This window comes from Corynebacterium nuruki S6-4 (assembly GCF_007970465.1).
In the GTDB taxonomy this organism is placed as follows: domain Bacteria; phylum Actinomycetota; class Actinomycetes; order Mycobacteriales; family Mycobacteriaceae; genus Corynebacterium; species Corynebacterium nuruki.
The window spans coordinates 2,802,713-2,823,423 of record NZ_CP042429.1 but is presented as its reverse complement, the minus strand read 5'-3'; the positions used below and the strand labels follow the sequence as shown (position 1 = coordinate 2,823,423).

At 69.9% G+C, this 20,711-nt stretch carries 19 protein-coding genes; 5 read left to right on the top strand and 14 right to left on the bottom strand.

What is annotated here, in order from left to right; translation table 11 throughout:
• Nucleotides 1–23: 23 nt before the first annotated feature.
• The 5 genes from pstA to FSW06_RS12740 form a co-directional block, all read right to left on the bottom strand.
• On the bottom strand, nucleotides 24–947 hold the full coding sequence (gene pstA / locus FSW06_RS12760; protein ID WP_010119971.1) for a phosphate ABC transporter permease PstA: 924 nt from the start codon (nucleotides 945–947) through the stop codon (nucleotides 24–26).
• Nucleotides 948–959: 12 nt separating this feature from the next.
• Nucleotides 960–2,012 (bottom strand): phosphate ABC transporter permease subunit PstC, encoded by a 1,053-nt coding sequence (gene pstC / locus FSW06_RS12755; protein WP_010119972.1) that lies wholly within the window; start codon nucleotides 2,010–2,012, stop codon nucleotides 960–962.
• Nucleotides 2,013–2,022: 10 nt separating this feature from the next.
• Entirely contained in the window at nucleotides 2,023–3,117 is a 1,095-nt protein-coding gene (gene pstS / locus FSW06_RS12750) for a phosphate ABC transporter substrate-binding protein PstS (protein WP_010119973.1), read from the bottom strand.
• Between the two features lie 118 nt (nucleotides 3,118–3,235).
• Complete coding sequence (gene mshD, locus FSW06_RS12745) at nucleotides 3,236–4,252, bottom strand: mycothiol synthase (RefSeq protein WP_083827030.1); 1,017 nt, start codon at nucleotides 4,250–4,252, stop codon at nucleotides 3,236–3,238.
• Between the two features lie 24 nt (nucleotides 4,253–4,276).
• Nucleotides 4,277–4,963 carry a winged helix-turn-helix transcriptional regulator gene (locus tag FSW06_RS12740; protein WP_010119978.1) on the bottom strand — a complete coding sequence of 229 codons (687 nt, stop codon included), beginning with the start codon at nucleotides 4,961–4,963 and terminating at the stop codon, nucleotides 4,277–4,279.
• A gap of 152 nt (nucleotides 4,964–5,115) precedes the next feature.
• Between FSW06_RS12740 and FSW06_RS12735 the strand changes: the two genes are divergently transcribed.
• Nucleotides 5,116–5,976 carry an LmeA family phospholipid-binding protein gene (locus tag FSW06_RS12735; RefSeq protein ID WP_238525945.1) on the top strand — a complete coding sequence of 287 codons (861 nt, stop codon included), beginning with the start codon at nucleotides 5,116–5,118 and terminating at the stop codon, nucleotides 5,974–5,976.
• A gap of 22 nt (nucleotides 5,977–5,998) precedes the next feature.
• Nucleotides 5,999–6,661 carry a heme-binding beta-barrel domain-containing protein gene (locus FSW06_RS12730; protein WP_010119982.1) on the top strand — a complete coding sequence of 221 codons (663 nt, stop codon included), beginning with the start codon at nucleotides 5,999–6,001 and terminating at the stop codon, nucleotides 6,659–6,661.
• A gap of 9 nt (nucleotides 6,662–6,670) precedes the next feature.
• On the opposite strand, the gene FSW06_RS12725 is transcribed toward FSW06_RS12730, so the two are convergent.
• Complete coding sequence (locus FSW06_RS12725) at nucleotides 6,671–7,564, bottom strand: aminodeoxychorismate lyase (protein ID WP_010119984.1); 894 nt, start codon at nucleotides 7,562–7,564, stop codon at nucleotides 6,671–6,673.
• Between the two features lie 71 nt (nucleotides 7,565–7,635).
• On the opposite strand from FSW06_RS12725, the gene ygfZ reads away from it, so the two are divergent.
• Both ygfZ and FSW06_RS12715 read left to right on the top strand, forming a co-directional pair.
• A complete protein-coding gene (gene ygfZ, locus FSW06_RS12720; protein ID WP_010119986.1) occupies nucleotides 7,636–8,841 on the top strand; it encodes a CAF17-like 4Fe-4S cluster assembly/insertion protein YgfZ in 1,206 nt (401 codons plus the stop codon).
• A gap of 199 nt (nucleotides 8,842–9,040) precedes the next feature.
• Nucleotides 9,041–9,220, top strand: coding sequence for a DUF3073 domain-containing protein (locus FSW06_RS12715; RefSeq protein WP_010119988.1), 180 nt, complete (start codon nucleotides 9,041–9,043; stop codon nucleotides 9,218–9,220).
• Nucleotides 9,221–9,474: 254 nt separating this feature from the next.
• Here the strand turns inward: FSW06_RS12715 and purM are convergent, their stop codons facing one another.
• Nucleotides 9,475–10,572, bottom strand: a complete 1,098-nt coding sequence (gene purM / locus FSW06_RS12710; protein ID WP_010119990.1) for a phosphoribosylformylglycinamidine cyclo-ligase — start codon at nucleotides 10,570–10,572, stop codon at nucleotides 9,475–9,477.
• 17 nt (nucleotides 10,573–10,589) lie between these two features.
• Nucleotides 10,590–10,979 carry a sterol carrier family protein gene (locus FSW06_RS12705; protein ID WP_010119992.1) on the bottom strand — a complete coding sequence of 130 codons (390 nt, stop codon included), beginning with the start codon at nucleotides 10,977–10,979 and terminating at the stop codon, nucleotides 10,590–10,592.
• A 199-nt stretch (nucleotides 10,980–11,178) separates the two neighbouring features.
• On the opposite strand from FSW06_RS12705, the gene FSW06_RS12700 reads away from it, so the two are divergent.
• A complete protein-coding gene (locus FSW06_RS12700) occupies nucleotides 11,179–12,135 on the top strand; it encodes an acyl-CoA thioesterase (protein WP_010119993.1) in 957 nt (318 codons plus the stop codon).
• 23 nt (nucleotides 12,136–12,158) lie between these two features.
• Here the strand turns inward: FSW06_RS12700 and purL are convergent, their stop codons facing one another.
• The 6 genes from purL to FSW06_RS12670 all read right to left on the bottom strand — a co-directional run bounded on the left by purL (nucleotide 12,159) and on the right by FSW06_RS12670 (nucleotide 20,455).
• Entirely contained in the window at nucleotides 12,159–14,519 is a 2,361-nt protein-coding gene (gene purL / locus FSW06_RS12695; protein WP_010119995.1) for a phosphoribosylformylglycinamidine synthase subunit PurL, read from the bottom strand.
• A gap of 20 nt (nucleotides 14,520–14,539) precedes the next feature.
• Complete coding sequence (purQ, locus tag FSW06_RS12690; protein WP_010119998.1) at nucleotides 14,540–15,211, bottom strand: phosphoribosylformylglycinamidine synthase subunit PurQ; 672 nt, start codon at nucleotides 15,209–15,211, stop codon at nucleotides 14,540–14,542.
• On the bottom strand, nucleotides 15,208–15,450 hold the full coding sequence (purS, locus tag FSW06_RS12685) for a phosphoribosylformylglycinamidine synthase subunit PurS (protein WP_010120000.1): 243 nt from the start codon (nucleotides 15,448–15,450) through the stop codon (nucleotides 15,208–15,210). The genes purQ and purS overlap by 4 nt, the downstream gene beginning before the upstream one ends.
• A 193-nt stretch (nucleotides 15,451–15,643) precedes the next feature.
• Entirely contained in the window at nucleotides 15,644–17,074 is a 1,431-nt protein-coding gene (locus FSW06_RS12680; RefSeq protein ID WP_010120002.1) for a C4-dicarboxylate transporter DctA, read from the bottom strand.
• 252 nt (nucleotides 17,075–17,326) lie between these two features.
• Nucleotides 17,327–19,531: a S9 family peptidase gene (locus FSW06_RS12675; protein WP_010120003.1), complete on the bottom strand. Its 2,205-nt coding sequence runs from the start codon at nucleotides 19,529–19,531 to the stop codon at nucleotides 17,327–17,329.
• Between the two features lie 24 nt (nucleotides 19,532–19,555).
• Nucleotides 19,556–20,455: a phosphoribosylaminoimidazolesuccinocarboxamide synthase gene (locus tag FSW06_RS12670; protein ID WP_010120004.1), complete on the bottom strand. Its 900-nt coding sequence runs from the start codon at nucleotides 20,453–20,455 to the stop codon at nucleotides 19,556–19,558.
• Nucleotides 20,456–20,711: the final 256 nt, after the last annotated feature.

Sequence of the window (20,711 nt, the reverse complement as noted above, 5' to 3'; positions counted from 1 at the left end):
GGTGTGTCCCTGCCTTCGGCGGGTCAGTCCGCTTTCACGGAGAATCGGGCGGAGATCAGCCGGGCGCCGAGGTACAGCGCACCGATGATGATCACCAGGGTCAGACCGGCGCCCCACAGGCGGGAGAGCACCTCGGCACTCGCCGGTTCCTTGTACATCTGCAGCATGAACAGCGGCAGTGAGTTCTGCGGGCCCTCGAAGAGGTTCCAGTTGATCACCGGGGTCGCACCGACCAGAACCAGCACCGGGGCGGACTCCCCCGTCACCCGGGCGACGGCGAGCATCACACCGGTGACGATGCCCGACAGGGCGGTGGGCAGCACGACCCGCAGGATCGTCTTCCACTTCGGGACGCCCAGTGCGTAGGCCGCCTCCCGCAGGTCGTCCGGCACGATCCGCAGCATCTCCTCGGTGTTGCGGACCGTCACCGGAATCATGAGGAGGACCAGGGCGAGGGAGACGGCGAACCCGGAGCGTCCGAAACCGAACATCGTGACCCACAGGGCGTAGACGAACAGGGCCGCCACGATCGAGGGCACACCGGTCAGGATGTCGACCATGAAGGTCGTGACGCGGCCGAGCCAGCCGCCGCGGGCGTACTCGACGAGATACACCGCGACGAGGACGCCGACCGGCACCGAGATCAGCGTGGTGACCACCACCTGGGTCAGGGTGCCGATGATCGCGTGGGAGATGCCGCCGCCGGATTCGCTGGAGATCTGCCCCAGCATGTCGTAGGCCCACCAGCCGCCGTCGAGCAGTGCCGGGAGGCCGCGGCGCAGCAGTTCCCACAGCACCCACACCAGCGGAATGCAGGCGACGGCCATCGTCGCGCAGACGAGGACGGTGGCGATCCGGTTGCGGGCCTTCCGGCCCGCGGCGATGTCGGTGAAGCCGCTGGGGGCCAGTGCCGCGTGGGACCGGTCCGGTCGGTGCACGGTTGTCATCGGGGTCCTCTCCTACTTCGTGTTCTTCACGACCGTGCGGGCCGCGGCGTTGACGATGAAGGTCAGGGCGAACAGCACCAGCCCGGCGGAGATGTAGGCGCCGGCCTTCGTGTCGTCGTTGAACTCGGGGGCCGCGTTGGCGATCGCGGTGGCGAAGGTCGTCCCGCCGTCGAACAGGGACCACCGGAATCCGGGCGCCGAGGCGATGACCATGTACAGCGCCATGGTCTCGCCGAGGGCACGGCCCAGACCGAGCATCGCGCCGGAGATGTAGCCCGAGCGGCCGAACGGGAGCACCGCGAGCTTCACGACCTCCCACCGGGTGGCGCCGAGTGCCAGCGCCGCCTCGATCTGCCCGCGCGGCGTCTGCACGAAGACCTCCCGGGCGGTCGCCGCGATGATCGGCAGGATCATGATCGCCAGGACCACCCCACCGGTGAACAGGTTGCGGCTCGTCGAGAACGCCGGTGAGTTCGCGAAGTGGGCGAAGAGGAAGAAATCGCCCGCCCAGCTGTGGATCCAGCTGAAGATCCCGCCGAGCGCCGGGCCGAGGACCTGCATGCCCCAGATGCCGAAGACGATGGACGGCACGGCGGCCAGCAGGTCGACGACGAAACTGAGGGGGCGGACGAACCGGGCCGGGCAGTAGTTCGACAGGAAGACCGCGATACCGAGGGCGACGGGCATGGCGATGGCCAGGGCCAGCGCGGCGACGACGACAGTGGTGAAGAACAGGTCCGGGATGCCGAACTGCATCCACCCGCCGTCGTTGGTGGCGTAGTCCAGGTTCCAGGCGTCCCCGTAGGTGAAGAAGCTCAGGATCCCGTCCCGCTCCCGCGTCAGGGCAGGCACGGCCTGGACGAGGAGGAAGACGGCGATGGCGGCGATGATGACCGAGATCAGTACCGCGGAGCCGGTCGTCAACCAGGTGAAGATCCGGTCGCCGGTCCGGCGTCCGCCGTCCCGGCCGGTCAACGGACTGCCGCCGGACGCCCCGGCCGCCGCGGCGGGAGAGGCCTCCCGGGCGGGCGCCGCGCCGTCGACGCTGTCCAGAGGGGTGGACATCGGGTTCTTCCTACGCAATCGCGTCGACGGCGGTGGTCAGCTTCTCCTCGAACGCCCCGGACAGCGGGACATAGCCCTTGTCCCCGAGGCTCCCGTCCTGGTTGTCCAGGAGGACGTGGAGGAAGTCCTTCACCCGGGCGGCCGTGTCCGCGTCATAGCCGGCGGAGCAGACGATCTCGTAGGTCGTCAGCGCCAGCGGGTAGGCACCGGCCTCCTTCTGGCCGAACAGCGAGTCGGGGTCGACGACGAGGTCGTTGCCCTCCCCGGAGAACCGGACGTTCGCCAGGGCCTTGTTCACCGAGTCGGCGTTCAGGGCGACCGGGCCGGCACCGAAGTCCAGCTTGGCGGTGCCGAGATCCTTCGCGTAACCGGCCTCGACGTAGGTGATGGCACCGTCGGTGCTCTTGACCTGCTGCGCGACCCCGGAGGACCCCTGGGCGCCGGAGCCGACCTTCGTCGGGAAAGTCTTGCCCTCGGTGTCCCACTCACCGCCGGTCGCGGTCTTCAGGAACTTCTGGAAGTTGTCGGAGGTGCCGGATTCCTCGGACCGGTACAGGACGTTGATCTCCTTGTCCGGCAGCTGCGTCCCCTCGTTCTCCGCGGCGATGGCCGGGTCATTCCAGGTGGTGATCTCGCCCTTGAAGATCTTCGCGACCGTGTCGACCGACAGGTTCAGGTTGTCGACACCGTCGAGGTGGAACGCGACGGCGACCGGGCCGACCACGGCCGGCAGGTGCCAGGCCGGGTTCCCGTCGCAGCGCGCCGCGGCGTCCTTCGCCTGGCCGGGGTCGAGCGCGGAATCGGAGCCGCCGAAGTCGACCTGTCCCGCGATGAACTGCTTCTGGCCGGAGCCGGACCCCGTCCCGTTGTAGGCGAGGGTGGCGCCCGGGACCGCCGAGCTGTACGCGGCGCCGAAGAGTTCCATCGCCGTCTGCTGGGAGGTGGCGCCCTCCCCGGTCAACTGGCCGGTGGTGCCGCTGAGATCAGCGGTCGAGTCCGACGAGGTGCCGGAGCCGCTGTCGGAGTTGCTGCAGCCGGTCAGGATCAGCGATCCGGCGACGAGCGCGGCGGCGACGGTGCCGCCGCGGGAAATCGTGTGCTTCACGGTGTTCAAGTCCTCTTCCAGACATCGTACGTACCTGAGTCACAGGTGACTGTAGGCGACCGTGGTGTACGGGGTTCCGCCGGAGGGTGAACAGAAGGTGAACTTCCCGACGGTGCCGTCAGACGATCCCGCGGTACACCACGTCGCGGTGCACGACCTCGAACCCGAGCTTCCGGTAGGTCGCGACGGCCGGGGCGTTGTCGCCCTCGACGTAGAGGTCCACGGCTTGCGCGCCGCCGTCGATGAGGTACCCGATGCCCAGGAGGGTGAGCGGACCACCGAGCCCCCTGCCCCGCGCCGCGTCGGCGAGACAGACCACGTACACCTCGCCGTGGGGATCGTCGGCGGGGCGCTTGGTCCAGTGGAAGCCCAGGCACTCCGGGGCGTCCCCGTCGCCGGTGTCCCACAGCATGAGGACGCCGGCCGGGTCGAACCAGACGGTGTCCCGTTCCCGCCGGAGGCGCGGGACATCCCAGCCGCCCTGTTCCGGATGCCAGGCGAAGGCCTCGTTGTTGACCCGGACCCACTCCTCGTCGACGGCGACGGCACCGAACCGGTCGCAGGCCGAGGGGTAGTCGAGGACCGTTAGGCCGGCCTCCGCGAACCGGTCCTGCGCGGCCGCCCGGCCGGCGAGCAGGTCCGCCCGGTGACTGTCGCTGCTGTCGCTGCAGTCGACCGACATCTTCAGCAGCTCCCGCACGATCCGCGCGTCCCGGACACCGGCCAGCTCCCGGGCCCCGGCGAGATCGCCGTGGGACCAGAGGTTGATCTGCCGGTCCGGGCCCGACGCCGCGGCCAGCGCCTGCAGGAGGGCGGTGGCGATCCCCTGCCGACGGTGGTCGGGGTCCACGGCGATCTCGGCGGTGCCGTCGGCGTCCGCCTCATCCACCGCGAGAATGCCGAGCACCTCGTCGTGCGGAGTCACCGCGATGAGGTGCCGGTGGCCGCGGTCCTCGGTGAGTCCCCGGACGAAAGCCTCGCCGAGCGCCTCCACCCCGTCGGCCGCGGCAGCCCGGGCGAGCAGGTCGGTGACCCCCTGCAGCGCGTCCTCACGGGCGTCCGCCGGGACATCCGCCAGGTCCCGCACCACCGCGGTCCTGTCCGCCCCGCCTGTCTTCCCAACCGTCTCAGCCATGGTCATTCCTTCCCTCAGCGGCCGTCAGCGGCCGTCCGCCTCGAAATCGACGGCCTTGTACCCCACATTACGGACCGTCGCGATGACCTTCTCGTAGTCGTGGCCGAGCTTCGCCCGCAGCCGCCGGACGTGCACGTCCACGGTCCGGGTGCCGCCGAAGTAGTCGTAGCCCCACACATCCTGGAGCAGCTGTTCCCGGCTGAAGACCCGGCCCGCGTTCTTCACCAGGAAGTGCAGCAGCTCGAACTCCTTGTACGTCAGGTCGAGCGGCCGCCCCTCCACCCGGGCGACGTAGGTGACCTCGTCGACGATGAGGTTCCCGATGGAGGCGACCTGGCTGTCCTCGGCCTCCTCGACCGGGACCGGACGCCGCGTGAGCAGCATCCGCAGCCGGGCGTCCACCTCGGTCGGGGTGGCGGTCGGCAGGAGGAAGTCGTCGACCGCCCAGGAACCGTCGAGGGCGATGACGCTGGTCTCCTCGATCGCCACGGCGACCGGCAGGGTCGGGTAGGCCGCGGCCACCGACCGGCACATGTCGCGGGCGCCGAGCAGGTTCGCCCCGGTGACGTCGATGATGACGATCTCGGCGTCCGCCGCCTCCCGGACCGAGGACGCGACGCAGGGCAGCAGGTCCACCTCGTGGGACAGCAGCGCCAGTGAGGGCAGCACCTCAGCCAGGTCGGTCTTGTCCGAGAGCACGGTCAGTTTCACGGCCGTTGTCCTTCCCACTGGGTCCGTCAGCTACGCCCCTGAGAATACACGGGTGGACCTGCATGATCCCGCCGACCGCCCACCGCAACAACGGGGAAACACTCCCGTAACACCGGCGGCCGCCCCGCCGGGGCGTGATCTATGCTGGGGCGGTGACTGCAGCCTCGACAGCCCCGAGCACCCCGGGCACCCCGGGCACCCGACCGTCCCGACGGTCGCCCGTGCGCATCCTGGTGATCGTCGTCGTCGCCGTTCTCGGGCTCACCGGGGTCGCCGTCGTCGCGGACGCGCTCGTCGCCGCCCGGGTCGAACGGCAGATCTCGCGGCACCTCTACGAGGACTCGAAACTGGCGACTCCCCCGTCGGTCATGGTCAGCGGGATGCCCTACATCGCCGCCGCATGGTCCCACCAGCTGCCGTCGATCCACGTCGAGGCCCGCGACATCGACGTCCCCGACTTCGGCCGGGTGACGATGAGCTCCACCGCGACGAAACTCACCCTCACCCGCGACGAGGTCCTCTCCGGCGACTTCACCGACGCCCCCGCCAAACAGGTCTTCACCCGGGCGCAGATCGACAGTGTCGCCCTCGGCGACAAGATGGGCTTCGACGACCTCCACCTCGAGGCCGTGGAGAACATCTCCCCGGTCGGCGGCTGGGAGACCGAGGCGTACTTCACCGGGACGCCGCGCGGCGAGCAGGACCCGTGGACCGTCACCATGCGGCTGCGGGTCTGGGAGGGCGACGTGCTGCTGCGCCCCACCGAGATCCGTAAGGCGCCCGGCGGCCGGGACCCGGCGTCCCTCGACGAGGCGGAGCGGCAGCGGATCTTCGACGCCTTCACCTACACCTTCCACGGCCCGGACCTGCCGCTGCGGGCCCTGCCCGGCCGGGTGTACATCAGCGGCGGCGCACTGTTCGTCGAGTCCGAGCAGAACTACATCCGGGTCAGTATCTCCGATCTCGCACCCCGGTCGGCACCGCTGGGCACGGATGCCGAGGCCGGCCTGTAGGGCGTCCTCCGGGGCGGTACGTATGCTGGTCGCCATGAACAACGAAGCTGACAACGCCGCCCCGCTCAGCGGCAACGAGGCCGTCGCCCGCGCGGCGGAGCAGTCGAAGTCCACCGCCGGCCGGAACATCCCCACCCTCGGCGACCTGCCGGTCGCCGAGGACACCGCCAACCTGCGTGAGGGACCGAACCTCCACGACGGACTGCTGGCGCTGCTGCCGCTGGTCGGGGTCTGGCGCGGCGAGGGCCACGCGGCACCGACGGACGGCACCGCACAGTACGCCTTCGGCCAGCAGATCGTCTTCGCCCACGACGGTGAGAACTACCTCAGCTACTCCTCCCGCATCTGGCGGCTCGACGACGAGGGCAACGCCACCGGCCAGGACCGGCGGGAGACCGGCTTCGTCCGCATCGACCTCAAGGACAACATCGAGTTCGTCACCGCGCACAGCGACGGGGCGGTGGAGATCATGTACGGCCGGCCGCGCACCGAGCGGGCCTGGCAGCTCGAGAGTGCGTCGACGATGGTCACCGAGACCGGCCCGGCGTCCCTCGGCCCCGGCAAGCGGCTCTACGGTCTCATGCCGAACAACAACCTCGGCTGGGTCGATGAACGGCTCGCCCCCGGCACCGACGATGAGCTGGTGCCCTGGATGTCCGCCGAGCTCACCCGCGTGATCGGTTAGGGGAGTCGGTCAGGCCCCGGCCGCCGCGGTCGCGAGCGCCTCGATCTCGTCGGCCCGCTCCGGCCGGGCCAGGGGGGTGCCGTCGAGGGCGGTGACCCGGGCGTAGCGGCGCACCGAGGAGACCAGCCATACACCGGACGCGGTGAGCAGGTCATCGACCGTGAGTTCCCGCTCCTCACAGGTCCAGCCGGCCGCCGTCGCCAGCCGGAACAGCTCCGCCTGCGTGGTGCCCGGCAGGATGCCCACCTCACGGGAGGGGGTGACGAGCACGGCGTCCGCCCCGGTACCGAGGACGGCGACGACCGTGGAAGTCGGCCCCTCCAGCACCCGGCCGCCCTCGGCGGTGAAGATGACGTCCTGCAGACCGTGGTCGCGGGCGTACCGCAGTGCGGCCATGTTGGCCGCGTAGGAGAGCGTCTTGGCGCCGACGAGGGCCCAGGGGGCGGCGTCCCGGCTGATGTCGAGGGTGTAGCCGCGGTGGGCGGTCATCACCGCCACCCCGTCCTCCCGGTCGCGGCGCACCTGGTCGGAGGCGGGGGCGACACTGACCCAGCCGGTGGGGAGACCGGTCGACTCGCGGCCACGGGAGTAGATCCAGCGCAGCGAGGCCTCCGCCCCGTCGGCCGAGGCGTTCCAGGCGTCGAGCGCGAGACGGGTGGCGGCGTCCCACCGGTCGGTGTCCGGTGCGGGAAGGTCGAGCATCGCGGCGCTGCGGACGAAGCGGCGGCGGTGCCGGTCGAGGTTGCGCACCTCACCGTCCCGGACCATGAGGGTCTCGAAGATGCCGTCACCCCGGACGGCCGCCAGGTCGTCGACGTGGATGAGCGGAGCGGCGGGGTCACACAGTTCGGGATCCGCCTCCCCCGCGGGGTGGACGTCGACAACACATCGCAACTCGGTCATACCGGCCGATTCTAGAGCGTGTCGTGCCGGGGTACTCCCCCGGCACGGGGAAAAGGACTAGTGTCGGAGAGGTGAGTGTTTCGGATCTGCACGGTTCCGCCGCATCCGTCAGCCCCCTCGTCGGTCACGTCGCCGGGGCCAGTACGGAGGACGGGACGGGGAACGGACCGGCCGGCGGCCACCTGACCGCACGTCACTACGGCTCGCCACTGGTCGAGCAGCAGCGGCGTGACGAGGGGGTCCCCGGTGTGGTCGACGGGTGGGACCACGTCGCACTGGTCGTCGAGGGGGCCGGCGGGCGGGAGTGGATCAACGGCTTCATCTCCCAGAAGACGGACGCGATGTCGACCGGCACGGCCACCTCGTCGCTGCTGCTCGACGCCCACGGCCGGGTGGAGCAGGTCTTCGGGATCGCCGCCCCCGCCGACGGCGTGCTGCTGCTCGACGTCGCGGCGGAGCGGGCGGACGCCCTGCAGGACTTCCTGACGAAGATGATCTTCTGGGCCGACGTGACGGTGCAGCGCCCCGCCCTGGCCCGGCTGAGCGTCGTGGGAACCCTGCCGGGCGTCGACAGTCCCGGCCCCGGCCGGTCCGGGACCGACGCGCCGGCCGTGGTGCCGTCGGCGGTGTACTGGACGACCCGGACGGCCGGCACACTGCCGGTGACCGACCTGTGGGTGCCCCGGGACGGGGTGGCGGCCGCCTGGGACGCGCTCGTCGCCGCCGGGGCGGAGCCCACCGGTGGCATGGCGGCGGACGCACTGCGGCTCCGCGACCGCCGGCCCCTGCTCGGCGTGGACACGGACGCCCGGCTCATCCCCCACGAGGTACCGGCGTTCCTCGGCACCGTCGGTGCGGAGGCGACCCGGCTGGCGGACGTCGCCGAAGGGCCGACCTCCGCGGCGGTGCACCTCAACAAGGGCTGCTACCGGGGTCAGGAGACGGTCTCCCGGGTCCAGAACCTCGGCCAGCCGCCCCGTCGGCTCGTGCTGCTGCAGCTCGACGGGTCGCTCAACCAGCTGCCCGCCGTCGGCGCCGACATCACCGCCGGGGGCCGGACGGTCGGCCGGATCGGCCGCACGGTCCAGGACGCCGACTTCGGGCCGGTCGCCCTCGCCCTGGTCAAACGTCAGGTGATCGAGGCGGTGGCGGCCGGCACCGCGCCACCGTTGGAGGCCGACGGGGTGGCTGCCGCCGTGGACCCGGACGACCTCCGCGTCGACGGCAGCGTGAAACCCGGTCGTGCCGCGGTGGACCGGCTCCGAGGGAAGGCGTGACAGACACCGTTTTCCCCGATTTCCGTTGACCCCCGCCTGACCAGCGGTATCGTCCGAAATGCGACGGTACCGTGGGGTGGTCGTGGGGGTCGTTTCTGAAAAATCGCGCCGATCGGGCTATGGTGGTCCCAGAACAGGAAACACGCGCGAGCGGCCGAAATCCCCGACCGCTCCTAGGACTACCCGAGGGGGTCAGGCCATGGGTCGCGGCCGTGCCAAGGCTAAGCAAACCAAGGTTGCTCGTCAGCTGAAGTACAACTCTCCCGAGATGGATCTGGAGAGGTTGCAGCGCGAGCTCAACAACGACAACTCCTCCAGCTCGGCGGAAGACTACAGCAGCTATGAGGGCTGGGGTCCCGAGGACAGCGGGGACCGCTGACCGTCCCCACGTGACGGACCATCTACCCGACAGACCCCGTCACCCGGCTTCACCGCCGGGTGGCGGGGTCTGTCGACTGTGCCGGTCGGCCGGCCTCGATGTCCACGGAACGAACCGACAGGTCTATTTTCCTGTCTCAGAGCAGCACCCGGGCTCGCAAAACCGACGTCCGCAGGAGCGGACCGACCCCTCGGTTCGCAATCCTCACACCGCCGGGTGGCGGGGTCTGTCGACTGTACCGGACAGCCGGGCTGCTAGCCGCGGCCGTTCTCGCCGACGAGCACGGCGCGGCCGCTGTCGGAGTCCTCCGCCAGGCGCACGCGGCCGATCGTCCAGCAGTCGACGTGGCGGGCGGTGAGCATCGCCAGGGCGCGCTCCGCATCGTCCTCGGCGACGACCGCGACCATGCCGACACCCATGTTGAAGGTCTTCTCCATCTCCTCCTGGGCGACCTTGCCCAGCGAGGCGATGGTGCGGAAGACCGGGGCGGGCGTCCAGGTGCCGCGGTCCAGCTCCGCGGTGAGGCCCTCCGGGATCACCCGGGCGAGGTTGGCGGCCAGCCCGCCACCGGTGACGTGCGAGTAGGTGTGGACCTCGCACTCGGCGGCCAGTGCCAGGCAGTCCTTCGTGTAGATGCGCGTCGGCTCGAGCAGTTCCTCGCCGAGGGTGCGTCCGAAGTCCGGGATGTGGCCGTCCAGCGGCAGCCCGGCCTTCTCCAGCAGGACGTGGCGGGCGAGGCTGTAGCCGTTGGAGTGCAGGCCGGAGCTGGCCATCGCGATGACGACATCGCCGTTGCGTACCCGGTCCGGGCCAAGCACGTCGTCCTCCTCGACGACGCCCACCGCGGTGGCGGAGACGTCGTACTCGCCCGGTTCCATGAGGCCGGGGTGCTCGGCGGTCTCGCCGCCCAGCAGGGCGCAGCCGGCGTCGATGCAGCCGGCGGCGATGCCGGAGACGATTTCCGCGACATGCTCCGGCACGACCTTGCCGATGGCGATGTAGTCCTGCAGGAACAGCGGCTCGGCGCCGCAGACCACGAGGTCGTCGACGACCATGGCCACCAGGTCGCGGCCGATCGTGTCATGCCTGTTCATCGCCTGGGCGACGGCCAGCTTGGTGCCGACCCCGTCGGACCCGGCGGCGAGCAGTGGCTTCTCGTACTCCCCGAGGGCGAAGAGCCCGGCGAACCCGCCGAGTCCGCCGCGGACCTCGGGTCGGGTCGCCTTCTTCGCCAGCGGGGCGAAGAGCTCCACCGCCCGGTCACCGGCCTCGATGTCGACGCCGGCCTCGGCGTAGCTCGCGCCGGTCTGACCGGAGTTGTCGGGGAGGGAGCTTGCGTCTGTCTCAGTCACGCAACCACCCTACCTGGTCAGCGGGTCAGGTCCACCACCGGGAGCCAGTGGGCGACCTCGTCGGCGTGGGCACCCGACACGTCCAGTCCGGCCGCCCCCTCCCAGGTGTCCAGCCCGGTGGCCAGCCGGAGCCAGGTCCGGGCGTCGCACTGCACGACGTTCGGCGGCGTCCCCCGGCGGTGCACGGATCCCGCGACGCACTGCACCGCCGCGAACGGCGGGACGCGGACCTCCACACTGTGACCCGGGGCGTCCTCCCCCAGCTTGGCGATGCTGAGCCGGCACGCGGCGGCGACCGCCGAGCGGGACGGCCGCGGGACGCCCTGCGGGTCCTGCAGCCACGGCAGGACGCCCTGCAGCGCGGCGCGCAGGGCGGCGGGATCGGTGACGTCGGAACGGCTTGCCATGTCCCCGGATCGTAGTCCCCGCGCACGCTGCGACGTCGATTTCGGGCACCGACGGCGCCGGGGTCATAGTATGGGGGTGAATGACGACGGACGTAGCGGCGGAGGCGAGGCAGTGGCAGCAACAGGCGAGACCCCGGTAGGGCCCAAGAACCCGGACGGATCCGAACGGACCCCGAGTCCGGAGGTGACCCTCCGGTTCATGGCGGCGCCGACGGACGTGCTCATGCAGGGCGCCAACGGCGTCCACGGCGGACGCGTCCTCGAGTGGATCGACAAAGGCGCCTACGCCTGCGCCGCCGGCTGGTCCGGCGCCTACTGTGTGACCGCCTACGTCGGCCACATCCACTTCACCCGGCCGATCCCGTCCGGCCACGTCGTGGAGGTGCGGTCCCGCATCGCGTACACCGGCCGCTCCTCGATGCACATCGTCAACGAGGTGCTCTCCGCCGACCCCCGGGAACTGATCTTCACCCGGGCCTGCGACTGCCTCGTCATCTTCGTCGCACAGGACGAGAACCGGAAGTCGACCCCGGTCCCCCATTTCGAACCGCGCAACGACGAGGAGCGGCGGGTCGCCGGGGCCGCGCTGACCCGGGTGAAGCTGCGCAAGGCCATCGAGGAGGAGATGCTGCGGCAGAGCTACACCGACGACTCGACGGCGCCGAAGATGACGCACCGTTTCATGGCCAAGCCCACCGACGTCAACTGGGGCGGCAACGTCCACGGCGGGACGGCGATGGAGTGGATCGACGAGGCGGCGACGGCCTGCACGATGGCCTGGTCGGGGGAGAACACCGTGGCGGTCTACGCCGGCGGGTTCCGGTTCTACCGGCCGGTCCACATCGGCGATCTCGTCGAGGTCGAGGCGCGGATCATCCGCACCGACGTCCGCAGCATGGCCGTCACCGTGCATCTGCGCGCCGGCGATCCGAAGGAGGGCGTCGGCAACCTGCCGGTCGCCATCCACGCTTCCACCACCTACATCGGCGTGGACATCGACGGCAACCCGCTCGCCGCGCGGAAGTACACGCCGCAGACCCCGGAGGACAAGCGGCTGGAGCAGCACGCGTCCAACCTGCGCGAGCTGCGGAACAAGTACGCCCCGGAGCCGCTGTTCCAGCCGCTCCGGGACGAGGCCCAGTACCCGGTCAACTGACCGGGGCAGGGGCAGGGGGGGATCTACTCCACCACGGCGTTGGCGCCGACGGCGTGGTTGAACAGCCCCGGCAGGGTGCCCTCCCACGCGGCACGGGCCTCGGCGACCGGCAGGGTGAACTGAGCCCCCTCGGTGGTCACCTCGATGACCTGGCCCTCGGTGTCGGCGGTGTCGCCGGAGACGACGGTCCCGCCGATCCGGGCGACCGGCACACCGTGGTCGGCGAAGACGGACTCCGCCGTGGCGACCTTGTCGGCGGCGACGGCGACGAGGACGCGGGTCGCGGTCTCGGAGAACAGGCCGGTGAACACGTCGGCGACCGGGGAGCCGGTGGCGGCGTCCGCGGCGAGGGCGGCGGCCGGGTCGACGGAGACCGCCGCACCGGACTGTACCGCGAACTCGACGAGTGCCTGGGACAGGCCGCCCTCCGACAGGTCGTGGGCGGCGGCGACGGTGCCGCGCAGTGCGGACAGCGCCTCGCCGAGCTTCTGCTCCGCACCCAGGTCGACCTGCGGGGGCAGGCCGGCGAGCGTGTCGTGGGCGACCTGCTGCCAGATCGAGCCGCCGAGTTCGTCGGCGGTCTCCCTGCCGACGAGGAGCAGCGTGTACTCCCCCGCCGGCGCCTGGGCGGCGATGCGCGTGGCGACGTCGTCGATGGTGCCGAGTACGGCGATGACCGGGGTCGGCAGGATCGGCTCGGAGCCGGTCTGGTTGTAGAAGGAGACGTTGCCGCCGGTGACCGGGATACCCAGCTCCACGGCGCCGTCGGCCAGGCCGTGGACGGCCTCGCGGAACTGCCACATCACGCCGGCGTCCTCGGGGGAGCCGAAGTTGAGGCAGTTGGACAGGGCGACCGGGGTCGCACCGGTGGCCGAGACGTTGCGGTAGGCCTCGGCCAGCGCGAGCCGGGCACCGGTGTTCGGGTCCAGCTTCGTGTAGCGGCCGGAGGCATCCGTCGCGACGGCGATGCCGCGGCCGGTCTCCTCGTCGATGCGCAGCACGCCGGCGTCCGCGTTCTCCGCTAGCACCGAGTTACCCCGGACGTAGCGGTCGTACTGCTCGGTGATGTAGGCGCGGGAGCAGAGCGCGGGGGACGCCGCGAGGTCGGTCACGGTCTTCTTCAGCTCGTCGACGGAGGTCGGGCGGGCCAGCTCCGGGGCGACGTTGAGGGCGTCCTGCGTGGCGGGCTTCGCGCAGGGCCGCTCGTAGACCGGGCCCTCGTCGGCCATGGAGGAGGCGTCCGCGTCGACGACGACCTCACCCTGGTGCTCGATGACGAGATGCTCACCGTCGGTGACCTCGCCGAGGTCGGAGGCGATGACCTCCCACTTCGCGCAGATGTCGAAGAACGCGTCGAGGTTGTCCGGGGTGACCACGGCCATCATGCGTTCCTGGGACTCCGAGGACAGGATGTCCGCGGCCGTCATGTTCTCGGCACGCAGGTGGACGTTGTCGAGGTTGATGTGCATGCCGCCGTCACCGGCCGCCGCGAGCTCCGCGGTGGCACAGGACAGGCCGGCGCCGCCGAGGTCCTGGATGCCGACGACCACACCGGCGCGGTAGAGGTCGAGGCAGCACTCGATGAGCACCTTCTCGGCGAACGGGTCGCCGACCTGGACGGCGGGGAGCTTGCGCTCGGCGCCCTCCTCGAAGGTGTCGGAGGCGAGGACGGACACGCCGCCGATGCCGTCGAGCCCGGTGCGGGACCCGAAGAGGATCACGCGGTTGCCGGTGCCCGAGGCGAAGGCGAGCTTGAGGTCGTCGACCTTCAGGGTGCCGACACACAGGGCGTTGACCAGCGGGTTGCCGGCGTAGGACGCGTCGAAGACGGTCTCGCCGCCGAGGTTCGGCAGGCCGAGGCAGTTGCCGTAGCCGCCGACGCCGGCGACGACGCCGGGCAGGACGCGCTGGGTGTCCGCGGCGTCCGCCGGGCCGAAGCGCAGCTGGTCCATCACGGCGACGGGGCGGGCGCCCATGGCCATGATGTCGCGGACGATGCCGCCGACGCCGGTGGCCGCACCCTGGTACGGCTCGACGTAGGACGGGTGGTTGTGGGACTCGACCTTGAAGGTGACGGCGTTGCCGTCGCCGATGTCGATGACGCCCGCGTTCTCGCCGATGCCGGCGAGCATCTTGGACTGCATCTCGGAGGTGGTGGTCTCACCGAAGTAGCGCAGGTGGGTCTTGGAGGACTTGTAGGAGCAGTGCTCCGACCACATCACCGAGTACATGGCGAGCTCGGCGGCGGTGGGGCGGCGACCGAGGATCTCCCGGATCCGGCCGTACTCGTCCTCCTTGAGGCCGAGCTCCGCCCAGGGCTGCTCGAGGTCGGGGGTGGCGGCGGCGTTGGCGACAGTGTCGTTGACAACTCTGGCGACAGTCATGGTTCTCCCTGGGGAAACGATCAGGCGGCGATCGAGCCGACGGCGGACAGGAACAGTTCGAGACCGTCGAGCGAGGGGCCGGTGAGCTCCTCGACGGCGTGCTCGGGGTGCGGCATGAGCCCGACGACGCGGCCGTCGGCGGAGCTCACCCCGGCGATGGAGTTCACCGAGCCGTTGAAGTTGTCGGTGTAGCGGAAGACCACCCGGCCGTCCTTCTCCAGCTCCTCGATGGTCTCCGGGGTCGCCTGGAAACGGCCCTCGCCGTGCTTGGCGGGGATGAGGATCTTCTGGCCCTGCGTGAAGGTGGAGGTCCAGGCGGTGGTGGTGTTCTCGACCTCGAGGTACGTGTCCTCGCAGTGGAAGTGCAGGCCCTCGTTGCGGGTCAGCGCCCCGGGGAGCAGGCCGGCCTCGGTGAGGATCTGGAAGCCGTTGCAGATACCGAGCACCGGCATCCCGGCCGCGGCCCGGTCCACGACGGAGCGCATGACCGGCGCCAGCGCGGCGATCGCGCCGGAGCGCAGGTAGTCGCCGTAGGAGAAGCCGCCGGGGACGACGACGGCGTCCACGTCCTTCAGGTCGGCGTCGGCGTGCCAGAGCCCGACCGCCTCGGCGCCGGCGACCCGCACGGCGCGGAGGGCGTCCACGTCGTCGAGGGTGCCGGGGAAGGTGATGACCCCGATGCGCGCGCTCACTCGGCCACCTCGGAGAAGACGATGTCGTAGTCCTCGATGACGGTGTTGGCGAGGAGGGTGGAGGCGATGCGCTCGATCTCGTCGGAGGTCACGCCGTCGACCTCCAGCTCGAAACGCTTGCCCTGGCGGACATCGGACACGCCGGAGACACCGATCCTCCCCAGGGCTCGGACGACGGCCTGGCCCTGGGGGTCCAGGATCTCCGCCTTCGGCATGACATTGACAACGACTCGGGCCACGGTCTTCTTCTCCTGAAGATGTTGGGAGTTTATGCAGGTCCGATACTACCGGGTGGGCCGGTCAGCGCGAACCTGAGGGTTGCCGGCACGCCACAGACAAATGTTCCCCGGGACCGTCACCGATTCCGGACGCCGCGGGCGGCTGTCGGGACAATCGGTGACGGTCTCGGGGAACGGGGTGGGGTGGCCCGGGTTACGGCTTCCAGACCTCGGTCTGCGGTTCCTGGATCACGGGCTGCGGGGCGGCACCGACGAACTCCTGGGCCGGCGCGACGTCCTTGCCGGCACCCACCTCGTACACGACCTTCCGGTCCATCACGTCGCGGGCCCGCTGGATGTCGATCGACTTCGTCCACTTGCCGACGAGGAAGCAGGCGACGGCGTTACCGGTGAAGTTGGTCAGCGAACGTGCCTCGGACATGAACTTGTCGATACCGAGGATGGTGTCCACACCGGAGAGCATCTGCGGCTCGTGGGCCTGGAGGCCGGCGGCCAGGGTGGCGATACCGGCACCGGAGACACCGGCGGCACCCTTGGAGGCGATGATCATGATGACCATGAGGCTGACCTGCTCGCCGAGGCTCATCGGCATGTCCATCGCCTCGGCGATGAACAGCGAGGACATCGTCAGGTAGATGGCGGTGCCGTCGAGGTTGAAGGAGTAGCCGGTCGGCACGACGATACCGACGGTGGACTTGTCCACTCCGGCGAAGTTCATCTTGTCGATGAGCTGGGGCAGCGCAGACTCCGACGACGAGGTACCGAAGATGAGCAGGTACTCACTGCCGAGGTACCGCAGCAGCTTGAAGATGTTGAGCCCGGCGACGGTCCGGAGCATGACGCCCAGGATGATGACGATGAAGAGGATACAGGTGATCCAGAAGGCGAGCATCAGCTTGAGCAGGCTTCCCACCGCACTGAGGCCGTTGCCGGCGACGACGCCGGCCATGGCGCCGAAGGCGCCGACCGGGGCGACCCACAGGACCATCGACATGACCTTGAAGACGACCTGCTGCACCAGCTCGACGGAGTAGAGCACCGGGCCGGCGACCTTGTTCGGCATGGCCTGGACGGCGAAGCCGACCATCAGGGCGATGAACAGGGCCTGGAGGATCTCACCGGAGGTCATCGACGACACGATCGTGTCCGGGATGATCTCCTCGATGATGCCCTGGACGCCTTCACTCTTCTGCTCGTCGGCGGGGTACTTGTCGGAGTCGCCCGGGGTGATGGTGAGTCCGGAGCCCGGCTCGAGGAAGTTGCCGACGACCAGGCCGATGGCCAGGGCGAAGGTGGACATGATGATGAAGTAGACCAGCGAGAGGCCGCCGGCCTTACCGACGGTGGCGGCCTCACGGACGTGGCCGACGCCGACGACGATGGTGCAGAAGATGATCGGGGGGATCATCATCTTGATGAGGTTGACGAACATCGTTCCGAGGAACTTGACGTTCTCACCTGCCGTCGGCGACACGAGCCCGAGGATGACACCGGCGATGATCGCGATGATGACGGTGATGTAGAGCCAGTGGCTCTTGTTAGTCTTCTTCTTGTTCGCGGCTGCGGCGGCCGCGGTGGTCGCGGTGGTCGCGGTCGCTTCTTCCGGCGGCTGGGGACTGCTCATGACGGAGAAAATTACCCCCGTGCGGCGGGGCACCCAAAAGGTATTTTGTGATTACTGTCCCACTCCCCCCGCCGATCGGGTATGAGGCACCTCACCCGACCGGCGGTGACTCACATTCACCTCCAAGGTCATCCCGCTATTCGGGATAACCGCTGCATCCCGTGGCCGCTGCGCGGACCATCCCGGCATGAGGGGGGAATTTCCGTGCCGCCGAACAGCCGTCCGGCGGCGCCGAACAGGTCGGGAGCCCGGTCAGACCCGCTCCCGGGCCCCCATCCGGTCGAGCTCCCAGGCGATCTCGAACGCGGACTGGTGCCACCGGTCGTAGCGTCCGGAGACCCCGCCGTGCCCCGAGGACATGTCGGTCTTCAGCAGGAACTCCCCCGACTCCGGCGCAGCCGTCGCCCGCAGCTTCGCGATCCACTTCGCCGGCTCCACGTACAGCACACGGGTGTCGTTGAACCCGCTGATCGCCAGGATCGGCGGATACACCTGGTCCGTGACGTTCTCGTACGGTGCGTAGCCCGCCATGTAGTCGTAGACCTCCGGATCGTGGTACGGGTCGCCCCACTCCTCCCACTCGGTGACCGTCAGCGGCAGTTCCGGCTTGAGGATCGAGGTCAGCGGGTCGACGAAGGGCACCACCGCCTCGATCCCGGCGAACCGGTCCGGGGCCATGTTCGCCACCGCACCCATGAGCAGCCCACCGGCGGACCCGCCCTCGGCCACCATTTTCTGCGGGGTCGTCAGGCCGGCGGCGATGAGGTCGTCGGCGACCGCGATGAAGTCGGTGAAGGTGTTCCTCTTGTTCAGCTCCCTGCCCTGCTCGTACCAGGCCCGGCCCATCTCGCCGCCGCCGCGCACGTGGGCGACCGCGTAGACCACCCCGCGGTCCAGCATCGACAGCCGGAACACCGAGAAGTACGGGTCCATGCACGCCTCGTAGGAGCCGTAGCCGTAGAGCAGCACCGGGTTACCGCCGTCGACGTCGTACAGCGGCACATCGGCCCGGTGGATCAGCGAGACCGGGATGCGCGCGCCGTCGGCGGCGGTCACCCACCGGCGGGACGCCGTGTACCGCGTCCGGTCGAAGTCGCCGAGCACCGTCTGCTCGCGCCGCAGCGTCCGCTCCCCGGACGCCAGGTCGATCTCCCACACCTGCGACGGGGTGACGTAGCTGGTGTAGGCGACGCGCAGCACCGGGGACTCCCACTCCGAGTTCCCCGTCGTCCCCGCCGAGTACAGCTCCTCGTCGAAGGTAACCGGCTCGAAAGTGCCCCAGCCGTGGCCGGATTCCGTGGCCGGCAGCATCATCAGCGCCAGCTTCTCGATGGCGTTGTCGCGGGTGGCGAGGACGATGTGGTCGGCGAAGCAGTCCACGCCCTCGATCCGCCGGTCGTCACGGTGGGCGACCATGACCTCGAGGTCGTCGAGGGCGAAGATCGGGCCGACCGGGCAGCGTCCCAGTTCGCCGTTGGGACGCTCGGCGAGGCTGTCGTGCAGCACCAGCCACCAGTCCCGGCCGTCGACCACGACATGGTCGACGTCGTACTGGACGCCCTGCTCCCGGGGCCGGATGCACGTCAACGCCCCCTCGGCGGCGGTCGGGTCGGTGCCGTCGCCGAGATCGAGGTACCAGGTCTCGCTGGTGGTCTTCGAGGCACTGCTGACGATGAGGAAGCGCTCGGAGCGGGTCACGCCCACACCCACCCAGTAATGCTCGTCCTCCTCCCGGAACACGCAGACGTCGTCGTCGACCGGGGTGCCGATGCGGTGGCGCCACACCTCGTGGGGCCGCCAGGCCTCGTCCACCCGCTGGTAGAACAGGTGGTCGTCGCCGACCCAGGTCGCGCCGGCGGAGATGTCCGTGATCCGGTCGTCGAGCAGGTCACCGGTGGTGAGATCCTTGACGACCAGGGTGTAGCGCTCGTCGCCCAGTTCATCGACGGAGTAGGCGAGGAAGCGGCCGTCCAGGGTGACACTGGCGGCGCCGAGGCTGAAGAAGTCGCGGCCCTCGGCCAGCGCGTTGCAGTCGAGCATGACCTCTTCGCCGTCGGGGGTGCCCGGCGCGTCCGTCGGATCGATCTCCGGCGGCGTCCAGGAGGTGGCGTCATCGCCGGTGTCGACGGGACGCCGGCACATCGTCGCGTAGCTCTTCCCCTCCTGGGTCCGGGAGAAGTACCACCAGTCCCCCGACCGGACCGGGACCGACATGTCGGTCTCCTGGACCCGGGCCCGCACCTCCTCGAAGATGTCGTGTTCGAGGTCGGCGAGCCCGGTGGTGTGCGCGGCGGTCCAGCTGTTCTCCGCCTCCAGATACTCCCGGACCTCCGGGTTCTCCTTGTCGCGCAGCCACTCGTAGGGGTCGGCGACGGTGCGGCCGTGGAAGGTCCGCTCGGAGGGGACGGTCTTCGCGACCGGCGCGGTGGTCGGCGCTGTCGGGGTCGATGATTCCATGACCCCCGATCGTAACCGCCGGGGTCAGCGGTCGGAGCAGGTGCCGATCCAGTCGGCGAACCGGCTGCCGGAGATGCGCTCGTAGGCCTCGATGTAGCGCTCCCGGGTGGCCTCGACGACGGAGCCGGGGAGCTCGGGCGGCGGGGTGCCGTCCTTCGGCGACCAGCCGGACTTCGGGCCGGTCAGCCAGTTGCGGACGTACTGCTTGTCGAAGCTGGGCTGCACCTTGCCCTCTTCGTAGGTGTCCGCCGGCCAGTAGCGGGAGGAGTCCGGGGTGAGGACCTCGTCACCCAGGACCAGGTTGCCCGCGGCGTCCAGCCCGAACTCGAACTTCGTGTCGGCGAGGATGATGCCGTGCTCGGCGGCGATGGCCGCGGCCTGGCGGTAGATCTCGAGGGAGGCGGCGCGCAGTTCCTCCGCACGCTCCGCGCCGAGGTCGAGGACGACCCGGTCGAAGCTGACGTTCTCGTCGTGGTCACCGATCTCGGCCTTGGTCGCCGGGGTGAAGATCGGCTCGGGCAGTTTCGAGGCCTCGGTGAGGCCCTCGGGCAGTTCCACACCGCAGACGGTGCCGTTCGCCCGGTACTCTTTGAGCCCGGACCCGGTGAGGTAGCCGCGGACGACGCATTCGAAGGGCAGCATGTCGAGCTTGTGGCAGACCTGGGCGCGTCCCACGACCGTCTCGGGGATGCGCTCGTCGTCGGCCCCGCCCGCCAGGTGGTTGGGGAAGTCGATCCGGCGGAAGAAGTAGTCGCTCATCGCGGTGAGCACCCGGCCCTTGTCGGGGATGGGGGTCTCGAGGACGAAGTCGAAGGCGGAGATCCGGTCGGTGGCCACCATGAGCAGGGTGGTCTCGTCGATCTCGTAGATCTCCCGCACCTTCCCGGCGGAGAAGTGCGTGTACTCGGACAAGTCAGGTCGCATGGGGACACACTCTAGACCCCCGGTGAGCTGAACTCCATGCGGACGTGCACCTGCCGCCCACCTGCGGTCCACCGGCCCCGGTGAGCTGCCCACCAGCGGTGACACACCACGGAAATCCGCGTCTTCTACCGTGAACGTTCACACCGTCATAGAGTGGATGTGTCTGGTGCCACATCGGCATCCGCACAGCTGAGCTCTTCCGACGTTTCTTCCGGAGCCTGCACGGCTCACCGACCAGTGCACGAAAGAACCCGAC

Coding starts and splice junctions, on each gene's coding strand:
- pstA (WP_010119971.1), bottom strand. CDS start 947: ATGACAACCGTGCACCGACCGGACCGGTCCCACGCGGCACTGGCCCCC.
- pstC (WP_010119972.1), bottom strand. CDS start 2,012: ATGTCCACCCCTCTGGACAGCGTCGACGGCGCGGCGCCCGCCCGGGAG.
- mshD (WP_083827030.1), bottom strand. CDS start 4,252: ATGGCTGAGACGGTTGGGAAGACAGGCGGGGCGGACAGGACCGCGGTG.
- FSW06_RS12730 (WP_010119982.1), top strand. CDS start 5,999: ATGCTGGTCGCCATGAACAACGAAGCTGACAACGCCGCCCCGCTCAGC.
- FSW06_RS12725 (WP_010119984.1), bottom strand. CDS start 7,564: ATGACCGAGTTGCGATGTGTTGTCGACGTCCACCCCGCGGGGGAGGCG.
- FSW06_RS12715 (WP_010119988.1), top strand. CDS start 9,041: ATGGGTCGCGGCCGTGCCAAGGCTAAGCAAACCAAGGTTGCTCGTCAG.
- FSW06_RS12705 (WP_010119992.1), bottom strand. CDS start 10,979: ATGGCAAGCCGTTCCGACGTCACCGATCCCGCCGCCCTGCGCGCCGCG.
- FSW06_RS12700 (WP_010119993.1), top strand. CDS start 11,179: ATGGCGGCGCCGACGGACGTGCTCATGCAGGGCGCCAACGGCGTCCAC.
- purL (WP_010119995.1), bottom strand. CDS start 14,519: ATGACTGTCGCCAGAGTTGTCAACGACACTGTCGCCAACGCCGCCGCC.
- FSW06_RS12680 (WP_010120002.1), bottom strand. CDS start 17,074: ATGAGCAGTCCCCAGCCGCCGGAAGAAGCGACCGCGACCACCGCGACC.
- FSW06_RS12675 (WP_010120003.1), bottom strand. CDS start 19,531: ATGGAATCATCGACCCCGACAGCGCCGACCACCGCGCCGGTCGCGAAG.
- FSW06_RS12670 (WP_010120004.1), bottom strand. CDS start 20,455: ATGCGACCTGACTTGTCCGAGTACACGCACTTCTCCGCCGGGAAGGTG.